The following is a 15,178-nucleotide window of genomic DNA, read 5'->3' on the forward strand; positions in this document are numbered from 1 at the left end:
GATCCCCGCCACGCCCATCGCGGTGCCTGCGACCGATCCGGCGCCCAGCTGCGGTGCGCCCGCGACAAGGCCGCTGGCGATCGTGGGACCAAAGATGCCGAGGCCAAGCAAGGTCAGGGCGCCGAGGCAGGTGGCGAGCGCGTGATCGAGCGTCACCTCGCTCCCCGGCGGCATCCGGAATTCCTCGAACAGACCCGAGCCGATCCCGACGATCACGGCGAGCACCAGGACCTTGATGCCGGTCGAGACGATCGTGCCGAGCACCCGCTCGGCGAGGAACGCGGTCTTGTTCCAGAAGGCGAAGGGCACGAGCACGAATCCGGCGAGCGTCACGAGCTTGAACTCGACCAGCGTCACGCAGAGCTGCACGGCGAGAATGAAGAAGGCGATGACGATGATCACCCAGGCGACGAAGAGCACGACGATCATGTCGACGTTGAAGAAGAAATCCGGAAAGCCGCTCATCTCGCCGATCTGGTCGATCAGCGGACGCCCGGCATCGACGCCGGCGGCGGCGAGGCGTCCGGGCTGGAGCAGTTCGGCCTCGGTCATGCCGGAGCCGGAGGCGGTCAGGCCGAGCCCGGCGAAGGACCGGAAGACAATGCTAGCGAGCCAGTTGAAGTTGTTGAGGATGAAGGCGAAGGCGCCGACGTACAGCACCTTCTTGATCAGCCGCGCGAACAGGTCGTCGGCCTGGCCGAAGGTCCAGAAGAGCGCCGCCAGCGTGACATCGATCGCGATCAGCGTCGCGGCCAGCCAGGCCACCTCGCCGCCCAGCAGGCCGAAGCCGCTGTCGATATAGCGCGCGAAGATGTCGAGGAAGCGATCGATGACATTGAGATCCTCCATGTCGCTCAGCGCCCGCCCACTTCGCCCATGAAGCGCATCCGCGTCGCGCGCGCCGCGGCCTCGCAGGTCTCGGTGCCGACCGCCTCGCGGTCGATCCGGCACTCGCGCCGCAGCGTTTTCAGCCGTTCAGGATCAGCCGCGAGCACGGTCGCCGGGTCATCGCTGGGCCCGGTTTCGGCAGGCACGGACCGCCGCGTCTCCCGCGCCGGCTCGGACCCGCAGGCGGCGAGCGGCAACAGGATGGCGAGCGCCGCAGCGCTAGGAAGGTGGCGCATGGTCGGCCTCCTCAGTCGTGGAACATGGTGACGGACGCGGGCGTATAAGCCGCCCCGTCGCCAGCGAACCGACGGCGGTTTTCACGTCCGCGTTCCTCGGCGGCGACGGCGCGTGCGGCTTCCAGCGCGGTCGCGCGCCCTTCGGCGAGCGCGAGGCGCTGCTGCTGCATCGACTGCTGGGTCTGCAGCGCGATCAGCTGGTTGGTCGCCTGGATCGCCTGTAGCGAGCCGACCGCGCCCTGGCTGCGCCCGACCAGATCGACGAGCGTCGCCTCGTCGCGCTGGAGCGAGGTAGCCACCTGCGCCTGCACCTGGGTCGCGGTGCGCAGCGCCTCAAGCGAATTGCTCCAGCGCTCCCGGGCATCGGCCGCGAGGCGATCGCGCCCGACGGTCGTCGCATAGGCGTCGGGATAGGCGCGGCGAAACGCCGCATCGGCATCGGCGACATCGAAGGCGAGGCCGCGCGCCTGATCGAGCAGGCGCTGGCTTTCGCGCATGCTGGCCTGCAGCTCGGCGATCGCGCTGGTCGGCAGTGATGTCAGGTTCCGGGCCTCGTTGAGCAGCGCCTGCGCCTCGTTCTGAAGCTGGCGCACCTGATTGTTGATCATGGTGAGCGTGCGCGCGGCGGTGAGCAGGTTCTGCGCATAGTTGGTGGTATCGAACACCGGGATCGCCGAGGCCGGTGCGGTGAGGCAGAGCGCGGCGGCCGCCGCGAGCAACAGATGCTTCTTCATTGATCAGTCTCCTTCTCTCCTTGATTTGACGGCTCAAGCAGGTCCGCCGCCCAGGGCAGGCCGCGATGACGCGCCCAATGGGCGGCGAAGCGCGATGGACCGTGGCGAGCGATCAGCCCGTCCATGACGCGCTGGTCGGCGGGACCCGCGGACGCGAGAAACGCCAAGGCGAGCGGACCGATGTCGAGATCGAAGAGCCGATTGCCGAGCGGCGACTGGTAGTAATAGTCCCGCTTGGGCGTCGCTTCGGCGATGATCGCGATCTGGCGGGTGTTGAGCCCGAAGCCTTCGTAGATCGCCCGCAGCTGCGGCTCGGTCGCTTGCGGATTGGGCAGGAACAAACGTGAGGGGCAGCTTTCGATCAGCGCGGGCGCGATCGAGGAGCGCTGGATGTCGGCGAGGCTTTGGGTCGCGAAGATCACTGCGACATTCTTCTTACGCAGCACCTTGAGCCATTCGCGGATACGGCCCGCGAACAGCGGGTCGTCGAGAAACACCCAGGCCTCGTCGAGAATGAGCAGGGTCGGCGTGCCGTCGAAGCGTTGCTCGAGCCGGTGGAAGAGATAGGTCAGCACCGGCAGCACCGCCGACCGGCTGTGCATCAGTTCCTCCATCTCGAAGCCCTGTACGTCGGCGGTGCCGAGCCGGTCGCGGTCGGCGTCGAGCAGGCGGCCATGCGGTCCCGCGAGCGTGTAAGGCGCGAGCGCCTGGCGCAGCGCGTTGGACGCGAGCAGCGCGGCGAGACCGGTCAGCGTGCGTTCGGCCATAGGCGCCGAAGCGAGGCTGGCGAGCGCGGTCCAGATCGCGTCCTTCACTTCGGGCGTCAGAGCGACGCCTTCATGCACGATGAGACCCGCGAACCAGTCCGCCGCCCAGATGCGTTCGCTTTCCTCATCGACACGGGCGAGCGGCTGAAATGCCAGTCCCGCCTCGCCGCTATCCTCATCCCCATGCGTGGCGCCGAGATCATAATGCTCGCCGGCCATGCCGAGGATCGTCGCGCGCGCTGAGCCGCCCTTGTCGAACAGGAAAATCCGCGCGTTCGGATAGCGGCGGAACTGGAGCGCGATGAGGCCGAGCAGCACCGATTTGCCGGCGCCGGTGGGTCCGACGACGAGCATATGGCCGACATCGCCGATATGCGGCGAAAAGCGGAACGGCGTCGCGCCGTCGGTGCGGGTCACGATCAGCGGCGGGCCGCCCAGATGCGCATTGCGCTCGGGGCCGGCCCACACCGCCGAGGCGGGCAGCATATGGACCAGATTGAGGGTGGAGATCAGCGGCTGCCGGACATTGGCATAGGCATGGCCGGGGACCGTCGACAGCCAGGCTTCGACCGCGTTCAGCGTCTCGGGCATGGTGACGAAGCCGCGGCCCTGGACGATCCGCTCGACCGCGCGGAGCCGTTCGGCCGCTGCGGCGGCATCGCTCGACGAGACGATGATCGTCGTGGTCGCGTAGCCGAAGGCCACGGCGTCGGTGCCCAGTTCCTGCAGCGCGAGATCGGCGTCGGCGGCCTTGTTGCCCGCATCGCTGTCGACCAGCGCGACTTCCTGATTGTAGATCACCTCGCGCAGCAGCGAGACGACGCCCTTGCGCTTGGCGAACCACTGGCGGCGCAGCCGGACGAGCTGACGCTCGGCCTCGTCGCGGTCGAGGCAGAGGAACCGGGTCGCCCAGCGATAAGGAAAGCCGAGACGATTGAGATCGTCGAGCATGCCGGGCCAGGTCGCGGCGGGAAACCCGCGCACGGTCAGCATACGCAAGTGGCGATCGCCCAGCATCGGCGAGAGACCGCCGGTGAAATCGTCGGCGCCGAGCAGCGCGTCGAGATAGACCGGGGTGTCCGGGACCGCGACCGGCTGCGGGTGCGAAGAAACGGTGCCATGGAGATAGGCAAGCGTTTCGGCGTCATCGAGCCACGCCGCCTCGGGCATGATCATGTCAACCAGCGCCGCGATGCGCGCACTTTCCGCGTCGAAGGCGGCGAGCTGTTCGCGCCAGTCGACGTCGCGCGAGGCGCCGCCCTCGATCAGCATGCCGCGTGCCCGCGCCCGCGTCTCGGGCGGCGGCAGCCAGGCGAGGGTCAGATGATAGCGGCTTTCATAGTGGCGCGCCGGCGTCTCCTCGTCCTCGCCGGCGAAGGCGGCGCGGCGCTCGGCATCGACCAGCGCGGACAGCGGATCGGCGAAAGCGCTGTCGGGATAGCTCGGTGCAGCCCGGCGATCGGCGTCGACGAACAGCGCCCAACCCGAGCCCAGGCGCTTGAGCGCATTGTTGAGCCGCGCGGTCGTGGCGACAAGTTCGCCCGCCGTCGCGCTGTCGAGATCGGGACCGCGAAAGCGCATGCTGCGCTGGAAGCTGCCATCCTTGTTCAGGATGATGCCCGGCGCGACCAGCGCCGCCCAAGGGAGATAATCGGCCAGTCGTGCCGGACGGCGGCTATATTCGGCGAGGTTCAGCATCATCCCGCCCCCAGATGCGGCTTGTGCTTCAGGTGGCGGCCGAGCACCTCGACGAAATCGGGATCGGCGCGAGCGCACCAGACCGCGACGACATGGCCCAGCGCCCACAGGCCGATGCCGACGAACCAGAGCTGGAGACCGATGCCGATCGCGGCGGCGAGCGTGCCGTTGACGATCGCCAGCGCGCGCGGTGCCCCGCCGAGCAGGACGGGCTCGGTGAGCGCGCGGTGCACGGGCACTTCGAAGCCGTCGGGAAGGCTCATATCATCGCCCCGCCCGAAAAGCTGAAGAACGACAGGAAGAAGCTCGACGCGGCAAACGCGATCGACAGGCCGAACACGATCTGGACGAGCCGGCGGAAGCCGCCGCCGGGATCGAAGAAGCTCGACGCGGCAAACGCGATCGACAGGCCGAACACGATCTGGACGAGCCGGCGGAAGCCGCCGCTGGTATCGCCGAAGGCGAGGGTCAGCCCGGTGGTGATGATGATGATCACCGCGACGATCTTGGCGACCGGCCCTTCGACCGATTCGAGGATCGACTGGAGCGGCGCCTCCCACGGCATCGACGAGCCGCCGGCATGGGCCTGTCCGCTCCACAGCGCGAACAACAGCACCGCCGCGCCCCAGCGGATGTGCGGATTTACGGAAAAGCGGAAAGCCGGTTCGGCGGAACGGCGTAACATCTTCATTGTGGATCTCCGGGAGTGAGGGGCTCGAGGCGGTAGCCGCCCTGGCTGTCGAGGCCGCGCACGCGCATGATGTCGTCGACCCGGCGCGCGCGGCCGCGCCCGGCGATGAAGAGGATGAGGTCGACGGTCTCGGCGATGAGGGGGCGCGGGACCGTCACCACCGCTTCCTGGATAAGCTGCTCGAGCCGCAGCAGCGCACCGACGGCGGAGCCGGCGTGGAGCGTCGCGATGCCGCCGGGATGGCCAGTGCCCCATGCCTTGAGCAGATCGAGCGCCTCGGGGCCGCGGACCTCACCGACGATGATCCGGTCGGGCCGCAGGCGCAGCGTCGAGCGCACCAGTTCGGTCATTGAGGCGACGCCCGGCTTGGTGCGCAGCGCCACGGTGTCCCGCGCCGCGCACTGCAGCTCGACCGTGTCCTCGAGCAGCAGCACGCGTTCGCCGAGATGCGCGATCTCGTCGAGCAGCGCATTGGCCAGCGTCGTCTTGCCGGTCGAGGTGCCCCCGGCGATGATGATGTTGGCGCGCGATCGCACCGCCTCGCGAAGCAGGCCCGCCTGCGCGGCTGTCAGGATCCCGTCCTCGACATAACGCAGCAACGGAATGACGCCGGCGGCGCGCTTGCGGATCGCGAAGGCCGGTCCGAACGCGACCGGGGGCAACACGCCCTCGAAGCGCTCGCCGGTGACGGGCAGTTCGGCGGAGAGGATCGGCATGCCGGCATGCACCTCGACGCGGACATGCGCGGCGACCAGCCGGATGATCCGCTCGCCATCGGCAGCCGGCAGGGTCAGGCCGGTATGCTCGCGCCCCGACCCCAGGCGATCGACCCAGACCGAGCCATCGGGATTGAGCAGGACCTCGACCACTTCGGCATCGTCGAGCGCGGCGGTGATCGTGTCGCCCAGCGCGGTGCGCAGCATCCGCACCTGCCGGTCCGCCATCGCCTGCGCGGGCGCGATCGGCTTGTAGGCGTTCATGACGCCGCGCTCCGGTTCAGATGCTCGGCGACATTGGGTTCGGCGACGTCGTCGAGGCGCACGAAGCTCGCATCGTCGGCGAAGACCTCCTCATGCACCTGGCGCACGAGGCTGTTGCCGCGCTGGAGATGGCGGCCAAGCTGTTCGATAAACTCCTGGAAGCGGGCGCGGCCCTGCGCGCGGGCGGCATCCTGCTGACCCGCGCCGAGCGGCGTGGTCGTCGCGAGATAGAGGCGCACGAACAGGGCGAGCGTTTCGATCAGGATCGTCTGGTCGCGTTCGACCCGCTCGAAGAGATGATGGATGCGGTCGAGGCGCTTGGCGATCGCCGCCTCGCGCCGGTCGGCGCCGTCGGACGACAGAAAGGAGGCGAGCGCCGCGGCGATCACGCCCGACTGCGATACGCCCTTGGTCGCGGCCAGCACCTTGAGGCGCCGGGCGTGGTCGGGCTCGAGGAAGATATTGAGACGGGTGCGGCGGCTCATAGCGGAATCCCGTCATCGGGATCGAGCGCAGCAAGACGCGCCGAGCGGGTGAAGCCCTGCGCGACGCTCCACCGCGCCGCGGCGTCGTCGTCGGCCTCGTCGTCGAGCACCGCGAGATCGCCGGTCCGCTCGGCGGCGACATCGGGTTCCGCCATTTCCAGTTCGGGCTGGCGGCGCAGACCGCCGGCGTCGTCAACCTCGCCAACCCCCACGCGCCCGGCAGCCGCGGCGGGGGACACCGCGAGCGCCGGACGGCCCGACCAGTCGTCGGCGCGCTCGCCCGGACGGTCGGCATATCCCGACGCGGACAGCGGGGGCGGCGGGATGACGCGCCCGCTGAAGGTCCGGTCGGCATAATAGCGCAGCTTCTTGGCGCGCACGGGCGGATGGCCCGACACCATGACGATCTCGTCGTCGGGCGGGAGCTGCATCACTTCGCCAGGGGTCAGCAGCTGGCGCGCGGTCTCCTGGCGCGAGACCATGAGATGGCCGAGCCACAGTGACAGACGGTGCCCCGCATAATTGCGCTGCGCGCGCAGCTCGGTGGCGGTGCCGAGCGCGTCGGAGATGCGCTTGGCGGTGCGCTCGTCATTGCTGCTGAAGGCGATGCGGACATGACAATTGTCGAGGATCGCATTGTTCGGGCCATAGGCCTTCTCGATCTGGTTCAGCGACTGGGCGATCAGGAAGGCGCGCAGGCCGTAGCCGGCGAGATAGGCGAGCGCGGATTCGAAAAAGTCGAGCCGGCCCAGCGCCGGAAACTCGTCGAGCATCAACAGCAGGCGGTGGCGCCGGGCGATGCCGTCCGAACCATCGAGGCTCTCGGTGAGACGCCGCCCGATCTGATTCAGGACCAGCCGGATCAGCGGCTTGGTGCGCGAGATGTCCGATGGCGGTACGACCAGGTACAGGGAAACCGGCGCCTCGGCCTCGATCAGATCGGCGATGCGCCAGTCGCAGCGCGAGGTGACCGCCGCCACCGTGGGATCGCGGTAAAGACCAAGGAACGACATGGCGGTCGACAACACGCCCGATCGTTCATTGTCGCTCTTGTTGAGAAGCTCCCGCGCCGCCGAAGCAATGACCGGGTGCGGACCGGCATCGCCGAGATGCGCCGTCTCCATCATGACGAGCAAGGTGCGCTCGAACGAACGCGCCGGATCGGACAGAAAGCCGGCGACCCGCGCGAGGGTCTTTTCCTCCTCGGCATAAAGGATGTGGAGGATCGTGCCGACGAGCAGCGCGTGGCTGGTCTTTTCCCAGTGCGAGCGCCGCTCGAGCGCCCCTTCCGGGTCGACCAGAATGTCGGCGATATTCTGAACGTCGCGGACTTCATGAACGCCGCGCCGCACTTCGAGCAGTGGATTGTAGCAGGCCGAGCGCGCGTCGGTCGGGTTGAACAGCAGACAATGCGAGAAGCGTGCCCGCCAGCCGGCGGTCAACGTCCAGTTCTCGCCCTTGATGTCGTGGATGACGGCGCTGCCGGGCCAGCTCAGCAGCGACGGGACGACCAGTCCGATGCCTTTGCCCGACCGCGTCGGCGCGAAGGCCATGACATGCTCGGGCCCGTCATGGCGCAGATAGGCGCCATGGGCGCGGCCGAGGAACACCCCGCGATCGGCCGACAGCCCGGCGGCGTCGAGATCGCGCCGCTCGGCCCAGCGCGCCGAACCATAAGTGGTGACGCTGCGCGCCTGCCGCGCGCGCCACACCGACCCGATGATCGCGCACAGGGTGCCTGCCAGACCGCCCGCGGCAGCAATCCCGCCGCCGATCGCGAAAATCCGCGGCGCATAGGCTTCGAACAGGAACCACCAGATGAAGATCGACCAGGGTTCGTAGATCGGCATGCCCTGCCAGACGAATAGCGGCGCGCCGAGCGCCGGCTGATAGCCGAGCGCCGCCGCCGTCCACTGGGTCGCGGCGATCAGCCCCGCGAGAATGCAGGTGAGGACGAGCAGCAACTGGCCAAGCAAAACCGTCGTCGGCTGCATGGGGACATGCCTTTCCCGTGCGCGCGGGCGGCGCCCTATGCGGCACCCGCGCACCGGAGATCGGCCGAGAAGTCAGGACGGGTCAAAGACTTGTGAGGTTGGACCTCCAACCCAAAAGGTATTGATGCCCGCTACGGCGCGCGCAGACGTGGCCAAGCAAAGCGAAGCGTACGAAAACTTTTTTTCTGGCGATCGTTGCCGATCCGTTCGCAACTGGACTGAAACTGCATGACGAGCGCGGCGATCGCAACCAACCGGCATCGCGCGCGGCACGCTGGCCATTGCATGTCGTTGCCCATCCGCTCAGATTTTTGGCGATGAGCGCATCTATTGTCCTGCGATGGCAATCCATCCACCCTCACCCGAGCTGGCCGAACACAACGACCGATCCGGTCCTCTGGATTAGCCCGGCCAAATTTGATGCCCAATGGAGGCGAGGTGATCAATGGGTTGGACCAGGCGGCGTGCCCGGCGGCCAAGGCGAACGCTATCCGCATGCTGGTGAGTGGCTAGTCAGCGGGTGGCCCGTCGATATGTGTCAGATCTGGATTGATGAGGAGGGAGTCGGCTTCATCGATGGTCGGCACCGGTTCGCATGGTTGCGAGACCAGGGCGTGAGGGCCATGCCGGTGCAGCTTTCGCCCGAATGCCTTGCATATGACGTGACAGGCATCGAAACTTGTGAGCGCTCCTCGGTCCAAGTTTTGCAGAGCAGCTAGAACTCCATGCCTTGGGACACATAGAGAAATCACTAAAACGCCGCTTATGAGACCGGATGCTTGCGAGGGATCGGCCTCGGCGCTAATATTGCTAGTGTCAGGTCGACACCGATAGGTGTCACATAAGACGCCGGTTCCCCACGGCTGGGACTGGCTGAACCGCCAAAGACGCGCGGCCGCTGACCTCCTCCACAACCAAATGTTGTGGGCGAGGTCGTGCGCCGTGGCGCGGGCTCGTCCATGTTGAAAGGACAAGCCATGCGCTCCAAGAAGCTACGAATCCACGGTACCCGATATTGTCCGATGACCGTCTGGAACGGTGAGTACCACTGTGTCCGCATACGGTTTCGCAACAAACAACAGATTGGGCGCGATCGCGGCACCGTACACACGATCGTCTCGAGAGCGGCCAACTATCGAGGAACCCGGCGACTGACGATCGACCGAGCCTCACGCGGCAAATGGCATGCAGTCGATATCGGCCGCCGCGCGCTCGCCAGACGCTTCATGGTCGAGATGGAGTTGCTCGCAGTTCTCAGGATCGTCGAGATCGAGCTTGACGGGCATGTTGTCGAGATAGCGGAAGAATGAGTTAATCACTCGGCCAACCGACGTCTGGCCGAGCGAGATTGTAGGGGCGGGGCGCCTGCGCGCCCCGCCCAATGGGCGGAAGTGGAGATAACCATCGCCGCGGCCACCCCAGCTCCCATCGCCCATATTGTTTCGAAGAAATGGGTGATGATCGATGCTGACTTTGACACACAACGCTTGTCTACGCGGACTTCAGACTTCGACTTCTTGGTCTTTTTGCTCATATTCGCCTCCTTGATCTGCGTTCCGAGGAAACGGAAAGCGGCTAGAAGGGCGACAAGAACTAGCGCAGCCGTGGGATTTGAACCCACCCCGATCCCCGAAGAGGAAGACGTTGCGGTAATCTAGCGGTGAGCGATTCAAATCCAAGCCGACACAAGTCGCGCGGGCTTAGCGACCCAAGAGTTCCACAAGGTTGAGGCAGGTTTCGCTTCAGCACGCATTGGTTCCTCACCTGAACATCCTCTCTGCGGCGACCACGATCGCATCAGCATCAAGCGCATATTCTCGGTAAAGGTCGGGCAGGTCGCCGGTCTGCCCGAACCGATCGATGCCGCGGACGTGGAGGCGCTGACCATTCACGCCGCCGAGCCAGCTAAGGGCCGAGGGCGAGCCATCGACGACGCCGACCATCCGGCCATCGCGCCCCAATGGTGCCAGCAAGTTCTCTACATGTGCGTGAGCGATAGTTTCTCCGCGTGCCCGCGTAGCTTGTGCGGCAGACCAGTTCCGATGAAGCAAATCGGGCGAGGTAATCGCAAGCAAACCGACATCGGCGCACTCGCCGCCGATCCGGTTCCAAGCCTCGACCGCTTCAGTCGCAACAGCGCCCATATAGACGATCGCCTGCGTGCCCTTGGGCTCCTTGAGCCAATAGCCGCCCTTTAGCATGTCGGCCTTCCAACTCTCACCATGCCGCCCGGCCTGATGGAGGTTTCGGGTCGAGAGGCGCAGGTAGACCGAGCCGCCGTCATCGGCCTGCATATGCTCGAACGCCCATTCCATGCAGGCGGCAAGCTCGTCGGCGAACGCCGGCTCGAAATAGGTCAGGCCGGGCTGCCCCATGCCGATAAGCGGCGTGTTGATCGACTGGTGCGCGCCGCCCTCTGGTCCGAGCGTGATCCCCGAGGGCGTCGCCACCAGCAGGAAGCGGGCGTCCTGGTAACAGCCGTAGTTCAGCGCATCGAGACCGCGCGCAATGAAGGGATCATAGACGGTGCCGATCGGCATCAGCCGGCTGCCGAACAACGGCGCCGAAAGCCCCAGCGCCGCGAGCATCAGGAACAGGTTGTTCTCCGCGATGCCCAGCTCAACATGCTGGCCCGCGTCATGCGCGCCCCATTTCTGGGCCGAGGGGATCTTGGCGAGCCGGAACACATCGGCTAGCTCGCTGCGGCGAAACAACCCGCGCTGGTTGACCCACGCCCCGAGGTTGGTCGAGACGGTGACATCGGGCGAGGTCGTCACGATCCGCTGGGCCAGCGGATGATCGGACTTGGCCAACTCGAGCAATATCTTGCCGAACGCCATCTGGGTCGACTGCTCGGAGCCTGTGGGGGCGACAAGCGCTGGCACCGGCAGCGGTGCTGGCGCAGCTGATTGCTGAGTTTTGGCGAACGGCGCCTTCTCGACAAACGATCTCAGCGCCGCGGCGGCATTGTCGCCGAGCCCGGCATAGGGCTCCCACTCCTCGCCTGAGGTAATACCCATGTCGCTACGCAATCCATCGATCTGAGCTTCGGTCATCAGCCCGGCATGGTTATCCTTGTGTCCCGCAAGCGGAAGTCCGTAGCCCTTAACAGTATAGGCGATGAACAGCGTCGGCCGCTCGTCCTGCGCGCTGGCGAAAGCCTCGATCAGCGTCTCGGCGCAGTGACCGCCCAAGTTGGTCATCAGCCGGGCGAGCTCCATGTCGTCGAAGCCGGCGACAAGGCTCAGCGCCTTGTCATCATTCGCGAGATCGCGCTCAAGCCGCGCGCGCCACGCGCTGCCGCCCTGATAGGTAAGCGCAGCGAACTCGGCATTGGGGCAGTTGTCGGTCCAGTCCATCAGCGCACTACCCCCGGGGCGGGTGAAGACCTCGCGCTGGAAGCGGCCATGCTTCAGCGTCACGACGCGCCAGCCACAGGTCTCGAAGATGTCGTCGAAGCGGCGGAACATGCGATCGGCCGTGGTCGCATCGAGCGACTGGCGGTTATAGTCGACGATCCACCAGCAGTTGCGAATGTCGTGCTTGTAGCCTTCGATCAGGCATTCATAGATATTGCCTTCGTCGAGTTCGGCATCGCCCATCAAAGCGATCATCCGTCCGGCATCGCTCTTTGCCATCTCGCCATGAGCGATCAGATAGTCCTGCACCAAGCTGGCGAAGGCTGTGATCGCGACGCCAAGGCCCACAGAGCCGGTCGAGAAGTCGACCGGAATACGGTCCTTGGTCCGCGAAGGATAGCTCTGCGCTCCGCCAAATCCGCGAAAGGCTTCCAGCGTCGCGCGATCCTGGTTGCCGAGCAGATAGTGGATGGCATGCAGGATCGGCCCCGCATGGGGCTTGACCGCCACCTTGTCCTGCGGCCGTAGTGCCGTGAAATAGAGTGCGGCCATGATCGTTGAGATCGAGGCGCAACTGGCTTGGTGGCCACCGACCTTCATCCCGTCACGGCTTTCGCGCAGCTGATTGGCGCTGTGAACGGTCCAGGCCGCAAGCCAGCGCAGGCGTGCGTCGAGCTGCTCGATGAGCGTCACCCGCTCATCACTTGACGTCATCGCGCGTTCGGTATGCCCCATCATCCGCGTGCTCACCGATCCAGTCATCACAGCCCCCTCACTGCGGGCGCAAAGGCCCGCTGACGCAGCGCGTCCAGTACCGCCTCGCCATGACCGCGATCCTGGACCTCGGCCACGACGTTGAGCACGGCGCCGCGCTGGTTCTGCGTTAGCGACATACGGTCATGACCGATGCTGAAGATGTTGGCGCCGACCTCGCCCAGCACGGTGCCGATTTCGGCGAGAGCACCGGGACGATCCGCGATCGGCAGATCGAACCGGAGCAGGTGACCAGATCGCGAAAGTTCGCGCATGGCGACGTCCGCGATCGCGCGAAGGTCGATGTTCCCGCCGGACAGGATTGTGCCGACCGTACGACCCGCAAAGGCCGCGGGATGTTCGAGCATGGCGGCAAGCCCGACAGCGCCCGCGCCCTCGACCACGGTCTTTTCGACCGAAAGCAGCAATGCGACGGCGCGCTCTATACTGGTTTCCTCGACGAGCAGGATCTCATCGACATGCTTGCGCACAATCTCGCGCGTCAGCTTGCCTGCGGTCTTCACCGCAATCCCCTCAGCAATGGTCATGCCATCCGGAATGATGGCCTCTTCGCCCTGTAGCGCGCGCTGCATCGATGGATAGGTGAGCGACTGGACGCCGACGATGCGAATGTCAGGCTTGAGCGCCTTGGCAGCGACAGCGACGCCCGAGATCAGTCCGCCGCCGCCTATCGGCACGACCAGCGTGTCGATTGCCGGTACGGCAGCCAGCATCTCGGCAGCGATCGTGCCTTGGCCGGCAATGACGGCGGGATCGTCGAACGGGTGCACAAAGGCGAGCCGCTCGCTCTCGGCAGTCAGCAACGCGATTTGCAACGCTTCGGAGAGATTGTTGCCGGCGATGGCGACGTTCGCGCCATGATCGCGTGTGCGCGATATCTTCGTAAGCGGCGTGCCCTTGGGCATAACGATCGTTGCCGGAATGCCGAGACGCTTAGCGTGATATGCTAGCCCCTGGGCGTGATTGCCTGCCGACATCGCGCAGACGCCGGCGCAGTCGCCCGCATCCTTGAGCAGCAGAAGCTTGTTCAGCGCGCCGCGCTCTTTGAAGGAGGCGGTGAACTGTAGATTTTCGAACTTCAGATGCAGCGTGCAGCCGGTGATCGCGGACAGTGTCTGACTGGTGACGCACGGCGTTTGCATGATCTGGCCGCTGATGCGGATCGCTGCTGCCTCAACGTCGACAGCCTCTACGCTGCCAGCCAAGTAATCAATGTTCGTCACGCGCGTCCCTCCTGTGGTTCGCACCTCGAGAAGTTCGACGCTGTGGCTGGGTCCCGATTGTTGCCGGTTCGGCCACATCCCTCCACTGGAGGCACCACCTTGCTGGGGAGCAGGTTGGTGTCGGGCGCCGGCCCGACTCTTGATGCTGGAAAATGACTAGTGAATTGTTGAATCGTCCTCAAGTCGCCAATTTGGTGATCATGAACCTCCGGTGTGAAATGCCTGATCCCGTGGAGTTCTGGCGGAAAGCCTGTTCGACAAATCTGTGCTTGAGATGATTGGAATCTGGTGTTCGGCCAACCAGCAAGGTTGATAGATAGTCGAAGCGTACCGCTCGCCGCCATCGCAGCCGAGCGTAACGATACTCCCTTCGCAGCCTTGTCTGACCATTTCTTCGGCCATCATCAATGCGCCGATGATGTTGGTGCCCGTGGAAGGGCCAAAACGCTTTCCAATGCGCTGCTCAAGCCAGTGCGCCCCCGCGACCGACAAGACGTCTGATACGGACAACATGCGATCGACGACTTTCGGCATGAAACTTGGCTCAACGCGAGCTCGGCCAATACCTTCAACCACCCGGCTGGTGCAGCCAGTCGCTTCGGGGTCGCTGCAGGAATAGGCACGGAAGAACGCGGAGCCTTCGGGGTCTACGACACATAATCGGGTAGCCGCGAGTTCAGGTCGCAAACGGATGTAGCGTCCGATTGTCGCGCTCGTACCCCCGGTGCCCGCGCCGACAATAACCCAATCGGGCATCGGATGGGGTTCATCTCGCAACTGAGCAAACACGCTTTCGGCGATGTTGTTGCTCCCGCGCCAGTCGGTGACTTCGGCGGCACGGCGGAATTGATCCATGAAGTGCCCGCCGCGCTCGCAAGCAATACGCCGTGCATGTTCGCAAATATCTTCGCCGAGCGGCGCCGTTTGGACCTCGCCGCCAATCGCCTGGATCGCCTCAATCTTGGCGAGCGCGGTGGATGTCGGCACGACCGCTACAAATTCGAGCCCGAGCTCCCGAGCGAACCATGCTTCTGAGATTGCCGTCGATCCAGAACTCGCTTCGACGATCAACGTCGCCTGGTCGATATCCCCATTGCAAATGGCATGCAGGAAAAGCGCGTGCGCCAATCGATGTTTCAGACTTCCTGACGGGTGCGTGGACTCGTCCTTGAGGTAAAGATCAATCCCAGGAAACTCGGGCAGATCGATGCGGATCAAAGGTGTGTCTGCCGCCCGCCGCCGCTCCTCGGCAAGGAATGCAACGGCACGTGCCGTCCAAGTTCGAGTGCTGTTGAAATTCGCTGCGCAATCTCGCGCCGGAGAGCTACTATAGGCATGGATCATCGAAG

The 15,178-nt window shown here is 65.4% G+C and carries 14 protein-coding genes and 1 riboswitch; of the genes, 1 reads left to right on the top strand and 13 read right to left on the bottom strand.

The window, feature by feature from the left end; translation table 11 throughout:
- The 9 genes from trbL to C100_RS29470 all read right to left on the bottom strand — a co-directional run.
- A partial coding sequence (gene trbL, locus C100_RS29430) for a P-type conjugative transfer protein TrbL (protein ID WP_024018627.1) occupies positions 1–849 on the bottom strand: 849 nt, incomplete at its 3' end.
- A 5-nt stretch (positions 850–854) separates the two neighbouring features.
- Positions 855–1,124, bottom strand: coding sequence for a hypothetical protein (locus C100_RS29435; RefSeq protein WP_024018628.1), 270 nt, complete (start codon positions 1,122–1,124; stop codon positions 855–857).
- Between the two features lie 11 nt (positions 1,125–1,135).
- Entirely contained in the window at positions 1,136–1,858 is a 723-nt protein-coding gene (trbJ, locus tag C100_RS29440; protein ID WP_024018629.1) for a P-type conjugative transfer protein TrbJ, read from the bottom strand.
- Complete coding sequence (gene trbE / locus C100_RS29445) at positions 1,855–4,323, bottom strand: conjugal transfer protein TrbE (RefSeq protein WP_031308759.1); 2,469 nt, start codon at positions 4,321–4,323, stop codon at positions 1,855–1,857. The genes trbJ and trbE overlap by 4 nt, the downstream gene beginning before the upstream one ends.
- Positions 4,323–4,586: a VirB3 family type IV secretion system protein gene (locus C100_RS29450; RefSeq protein ID WP_024018631.1), complete on the bottom strand. Its 264-nt coding sequence runs from the start codon at positions 4,584–4,586 to the stop codon at positions 4,323–4,325. The genes trbE and C100_RS29450 overlap by 1 nt, the downstream gene beginning before the upstream one ends.
- The gene (locus C100_RS29455; RefSeq protein ID WP_031308760.1) at positions 4,583–5,008 is read right to left on the bottom strand and encodes a TrbC/VirB2 family protein; all 426 of its coding nucleotides are present in this window, start codon (positions 5,006–5,008) and stop codon (positions 4,583–4,585) included. The genes C100_RS29450 and C100_RS29455 overlap by 4 nt, the downstream gene beginning before the upstream one ends.
- A gap of 2 nt (positions 5,009–5,010) precedes the next feature.
- Positions 5,011–5,994 carry a P-type conjugative transfer ATPase TrbB gene (gene trbB, locus C100_RS29460; RefSeq protein WP_024018633.1) on the bottom strand — a complete coding sequence of 328 codons (984 nt, stop codon included), beginning with the start codon at positions 5,992–5,994 and terminating at the stop codon, positions 5,011–5,013.
- Positions 5,991–6,479 carry a CopG family transcriptional regulator gene (locus tag C100_RS29465; protein WP_024018634.1) on the bottom strand — a complete coding sequence of 163 codons (489 nt, stop codon included), beginning with the start codon at positions 6,477–6,479 and terminating at the stop codon, positions 5,991–5,993. Before C100_RS29465 ends, trbB begins: the two co-directional genes overlap by 4 nt.
- Entirely contained in the window at positions 6,476–8,473 is a 1,998-nt protein-coding gene (locus C100_RS29470; protein ID WP_024018635.1) for a conjugal transfer protein TraG, read from the bottom strand. Before C100_RS29470 ends, C100_RS29465 begins: the two co-directional genes overlap by 4 nt.
- A 977-nt stretch (positions 8,474–9,450) precedes the next feature.
- On the opposite strand from C100_RS29470, the gene C100_RS29475 reads away from it, so the two are divergent.
- Positions 9,451–9,783, top strand: a complete 333-nt coding sequence (locus C100_RS29475; protein WP_031308762.1) for a hypothetical protein — start codon at positions 9,451–9,453, stop codon at positions 9,781–9,783.
- A 5-nt stretch (positions 9,784–9,788) separates the two neighbouring features.
- Here the strand turns inward: C100_RS29475 and C100_RS48155 are convergent, their stop codons facing one another.
- The 4 genes from C100_RS48155 to C100_RS29490 all read right to left on the bottom strand — a co-directional run bounded on the left by C100_RS48155 (position 9,789) and on the right by C100_RS29490 (position 15,173).
- Positions 9,789–10,007: a hypothetical protein gene (locus tag C100_RS48155; RefSeq protein WP_152536404.1), complete on the bottom strand. Its 219-nt coding sequence runs from the start codon at positions 10,005–10,007 to the stop codon at positions 9,789–9,791.
- Positions 10,008–10,233: 226 nt separating this feature from the next.
- Positions 10,234–12,546: a transketolase gene (locus C100_RS29480; protein ID WP_031308764.1), complete on the bottom strand. Its 2,313-nt coding sequence runs from the start codon at positions 12,544–12,546 to the stop codon at positions 10,234–10,236.
- 47 nt (positions 12,547–12,593) lie between these two features.
- Complete coding sequence (locus C100_RS29485) at positions 12,594–13,829, bottom strand: threonine ammonia-lyase (protein ID WP_052028233.1); 1,236 nt, start codon at positions 13,827–13,829, stop codon at positions 12,594–12,596.
- A 46-nt stretch (positions 13,830–13,875) separates the two neighbouring features.
- A riboswitch (SAM-I-IV-variant riboswitch) is annotated at positions 13,876–13,980 on the bottom strand.
- Positions 13,981–14,027: 47 nt separating this feature from the next.
- Positions 14,028–15,173, bottom strand: a complete 1,146-nt coding sequence (locus tag C100_RS29490) for a PLP-dependent cysteine synthase family protein (protein WP_024018642.1) — start codon at positions 15,171–15,173, stop codon at positions 14,028–14,030.
- Positions 15,174–15,178: the final 5 nt, after the last annotated feature.

This window comes from Sphingobium sp. C100, assembly GCF_000508185.1.
Classification (GTDB): Bacteria; Pseudomonadota; Alphaproteobacteria; order Sphingomonadales; family Sphingomonadaceae; genus Sphingobium.

What these genes read in the sequence shown, in the direction of transcription:
- C100_RS29435 (WP_024018628.1), bottom strand. Translation starts at nt 1,124, where the DNA reads ATGCGCCACCTTCCTAGCGCTGCGGCGCTCGCCATCCTGTTGCCGCTC.
- trbJ (WP_024018629.1), bottom strand. Translation starts at nt 1,858, where the DNA reads ATGAAGAAGCATCTGTTGCTCGCGGCGGCCGCCGCGCTCTGCCTCACC.
- trbE (WP_031308759.1), bottom strand. Translation starts at nt 4,323, where the DNA reads ATGCTGAACCTCGCCGAATATAGCCGCCGTCCGGCACGACTGGCCGAT.
- C100_RS29450 (WP_024018631.1), bottom strand. Translation starts at nt 4,586, where the DNA reads ATGAGCCTTCCCGACGGCTTCGAAGTGCCCGTGCACCGCGCGCTCACC.
- C100_RS29455 (WP_031308760.1), bottom strand. Translation starts at nt 5,008, where the DNA reads ATGTTACGCCGTTCCGCCGAACCGGCTTTCCGCTTTTCCGTAAATCCG.
- trbB (WP_024018633.1), bottom strand. Translation starts at nt 5,994, where the DNA reads ATGAACGCCTACAAGCCGATCGCGCCCGCGCAGGCGATGGCGGACCGG.
- C100_RS29465 (WP_024018634.1), bottom strand. Translation starts at nt 6,479, where the DNA reads ATGAGCCGCCGCACCCGTCTCAATATCTTCCTCGAGCCCGACCACGCC.
- C100_RS29470 (WP_024018635.1), bottom strand. Translation starts at nt 8,473, where the DNA reads ATGCAGCCGACGACGGTTTTGCTTGGCCAGTTGCTGCTCGTCCTCACC.
- C100_RS29475 (WP_031308762.1), top strand. Translation starts at nt 9,451, where the DNA reads ATGCGCTCCAAGAAGCTACGAATCCACGGTACCCGATATTGTCCGATG.
- C100_RS48155 (WP_152536404.1), bottom strand. Translation starts at nt 10,007, where the DNA reads ATGAGCAAAAAGACCAAGAAGTCGAAGTCTGAAGTCCGCGTAGACAAG.
- C100_RS29480 (WP_031308764.1), bottom strand. Translation starts at nt 12,546, where the DNA reads ATGACGTCAAGTGATGAGCGGGTGACGCTCATCGAGCAGCTCGACGCA.
- C100_RS29490 (WP_024018642.1), bottom strand. Translation starts at nt 15,173, where the DNA reads ATGATCCATGCCTATAGTAGCTCTCCGGCGCGAGATTGCGCAGCGAAT.